The sequence below is a fragment of the Mesorhizobium sp. M1A.F.Ca.IN.022.07.1.1 genome (genome assembly GCF_003997575.1).
Taxonomy (GTDB): domain Bacteria; phylum Pseudomonadota; class Alphaproteobacteria; order Rhizobiales; family Rhizobiaceae; genus Mesorhizobium.
On record NZ_RZST01000478.1, the window covers coordinates 1 to 3,473 of the forward strand.

The window sequence follows — 3,473 nt, forward strand, 5'->3', positions numbered from 1 at the left end:
GGCTTGCCAATGGCGAAGATCAGGCGATCCGTGGACGCAATCACAGCAGATCGCCTGAGCCGAATTCCGAACTCATCGAAGATTTTCGTCGCTGGCAGGATAGCTACGTTTTGAGGCGTGGCCGAGGCAGGTCAAGAAAGCATGACTGACAAAGTATTTGCGGCTCGGGAATTGACCAAGATCTACGTCTCCGGCGAGACGCAGGTGCACGCCCTGCGCGGCGTGAACCTGGAGATTTCGGCAGGAGAAGTGGTCGTCCTGCTCGGCCCGTCGGGCAGCGGGAAATCGACGCTGCTCAACATCATGGGCGGTCTCGATCACGCGACCAGCGGCGAGCTGTCCTTCAAGGATTTGCGGCTGACCGACCTCGATGACCGGGGACTGACATCCTATCGCCGCCGTTACGTCGGTTTCGTGTTCCAGTTCTACAATCTGATCCCCAGCCTGACGGCCTACGAGAACGTCGCGCTGGTCACCGAGATTGCCGACGATCCGATGCGTCCCGAGGAAGCTCTCGCTCTTGTCGGTCTGGAGCCGCGCATGCATCACTTCCCGGCGCAGCTGTCTGGTGGCGAGCAGCAGCGCGTCGCCATCGCCCGCGCGATCGCCAAGCGTCCGGAGGTGCTGCTCTGCGATGAGCCGACAGGCGCACTCGACTCCAAAACCGGCGTTCGGGTGATCGATGCCTTGATGAAGGTCAACGCCGAGCTTGGCACGACCACCGTCATCATCACCCACAACGCCATCATCCAGGAAGTCGCGCACCGCGTCCTGTTCTTCAGCGACGGGCAGATATCGAAGGCCGTCACCAACAAGACCCGGCGCGCCGTGGCGGAGTTGCAGTGGTGAAGAAATGCGCGCGCTGGACATAAAGCTGTTTCGTGACCTGTTGCGCCTTTGGGCGCAGGCATTGGCCATCGCGCTCGTGGTGGGCGGCGGTGTGGCAACGCTTCTCCTCGCCGTCGGTTCCTATCGCTCCCTCGACGAGACAAGGACTGCCTATTACGAGCGCTACCGCTTCGCCGATGTCTTCGCCACCGTGCGGCGGGCACCGAAGGCCCTTGTCGACCGGATTGCCGAAATTCCCGGCGTGGCGGCCGTCGATGCGCGGATCGCGCAATTGGCGCTTCTCGACATACCAGGCCAGACCGCACCGGCTACCGGAATGGTCGTCTCGTTGCCCGAGATCGGCGAGCCGAAGCTCAATCGCCTCTATATGCGTGCCGGCCGCACGCCCGATCCGAGCCGGGAAGATGAGATCGTCGTCAACGAGAACTTCGCCGAAGCGCACCGGTTCACCCTAGGCTCAAACTTCGCTGCAATCCTCAACGGCCGCAAGCGCGACCTGACGATCGTCGGCATCGCCCTTTGTCCCGAGTACATCTATGCCGTCGGCCCCGGCGACATCATGCCGGACGGCCGCCGATTCGGCGTCATCTGGATGTCCGAACGGGCTCTGGCCAGCGTCTACGATCTGGAAGGCGCCTTTTCGTCCGTGTCGCTGAAGCTGCTGCGAGGAACGTCGGAACGCGAGGTGATGACGCGTCTCGACGGCCTGCTCGACCGCTATGGCGGGCGCGCTGCCTACGGGCGCAAGGACCAGACATCGCATGCCTGGCTCGACCACGAACTCGACATGCTCAACAACATGAGCCGCACGCTGCCGCCGATCTTCCTGCTGGTTTCGGCGTTCCTGGTGAACCTTACCCTCAGCCGGCTCGTTTCGCTCGAGCGCGAGCAGATCGGCCTGCTGAAGGCGCTCGGCTACCGCAACGCCAGCATCGTCCTGCACTACCTGAAATTTGTAGGCGTCATCACGGGAATAGGCATCATCATCGGCAGCCTGATCGGCACTTGGCTCGGCAGCTATGTGACTGGAATATTTGCCGACTTTTTCCGCTTCCCTTTTCTCCTGTTCACAAAAAGTCCCGATCTCTACGTCGCGGCGGCGGGATTGAGCGCGTTTTCCGCGGCGGTTGGCGCGCTGCGCGCCTTGCGCGAAGTCGTCAATCTGGCTCCGGCCGTCGCCATGCAGCCTCCGGCTCCACCGGTTTTCCATCGAACGCTGCCGCTGAGCCTCAGTGTGGCCGGCCTTGTCTCGCAGCCGACGAGAATGATGCTGCGCAACATAGCGCGTCATCCAATTCGGTCCTTTTTTACCGCGTTCGGCATGTCGCTGGCGACGGCGATCCTGATCGTGTCGCTCTTCACCGGGGGCACGATGGAGCAGCTCGTCGACGTCACCTACTTCCTCGCGGATCGACAGGACGTGACGGTCAGCTTTTTCGAGAAGCGTCCTCGGGAAGTGGCCTTCCAGATTGCAAGGCTTCCCGGCGTGCTGAAGGCGGAACCCTATCGAGAAGTCCAGGTCCGCATCCGGAACGGCCATGTCGAGCGTCGTATCATGATCCGTGCCAGGCCGCGCGGGGCGGAGCTCAACCGCATCATCGATGCCGACCTGCAGCCTGTAGTCCTGCCGGAATCCGGCCTCGCCATCTCGGACATGCTTGCCAACATCCTGAAGGTGCGGGTTGGCGACACCGTCGAGGTCGATCTGCTCGACGGCGAGCGCCGGACGATCACGCTTCCTGTGGCAGCGCTGGTCGAGGACTATCTCGGCATTCGCGGGATGATGGATCAGGATGCGCTGGCCAAGCTGCTGCGCGAAGCGCCGAAGGCGAACGGCGTCAGCGTCAGTCTGGACAAGAACAGGCAGGATCAGTTCTACGCGGCGGTCGAGGCCCTGCCGGTCGTGAGCAGCCTGGCTCTGCAGACCGCGTCCCTCGCCACTTTCCGCGACGCTGTGGCTATTCTGGTCACCACGATGTCCAGCATCTACACGGGGCTCGCGGCCGTCATCGCGTTCGGCGTGGTTTACAACAACGCTCGTGTCTCCCTGTCCGAACGGGCCAGGGAATTGGCAAGCCTTCGGGTGCTTGGCTTCACCCACGGCGAGGTGCTGCGCATCCTTCTGCTTGAACTCGCGCTGTTGACCCTGATCGCGCAACCGCCGGGCTGGGCCCTCGGCTATGGTCTTGCACTGATCATGAAGACGAACCTGGCCGGCGAACTGATGCGGGTACGCCTGGTTGTCGAGCCTGCCACTTATGTTTTCGCCAGCGCGATCGTCATTACGGCGGCTGTGCTCTCAGCGCTGATCGTCCGTAGGCGAGTCACTCAACTCGACCTCGTTGCCGTTCTCAAGACGCGGGATTGAAGGCCATGCGTAGCAAATCGATGACCAACTGGATGAAGAGAATCGGCGGCATCGCGGCCCTTGGTCTGATCGCCCTGGCGGCGGTCTGGTTCGCATGGCCGCAGCCGATCGCAGTCGACCTCGCGACGGTGACCAAAGGCTCGATGGAGGTCACGGTCGATGATGAAGCCAAGACCCAGGTGCGGCACGTCTATACGATGTCGGCGCCGATCGCCGGCAAGGTGCTCAGGATCTCGCCGCCGCACCATGTCGGGGA

General features: G+C 62.5%; 2 protein-coding genes and 1 pseudogene. All 3 read left to right on the forward strand.

Features of this window, described 5'->3' with window-relative positions:
• Positions 1-141 precede the first annotated feature (141 nt).
• Positions 142-849 carry an ABC transporter ATP-binding protein gene (locus EOA75_RS30675; RefSeq protein WP_127325906.1) on the forward strand — a complete coding sequence of 236 codons (708 nt, stop codon included), beginning with the start codon at positions 142-144 and terminating at the stop codon, positions 847-849.
• 4 nt (positions 850-853) lie between these two features.
• Entirely contained in the window at positions 854-3,217 is a 2,364-nt protein-coding gene (locus tag EOA75_RS30680) for an FtsX-like permease family protein (RefSeq protein WP_127325907.1), read from the forward strand.
• A 5-nt stretch (positions 3,218-3,222) separates the two neighbouring features.
• Positions 3,223-3,473 (forward strand): annotated as a pseudogene (locus EOA75_RS30685) (hypothetical protein); the annotation flags it as partial.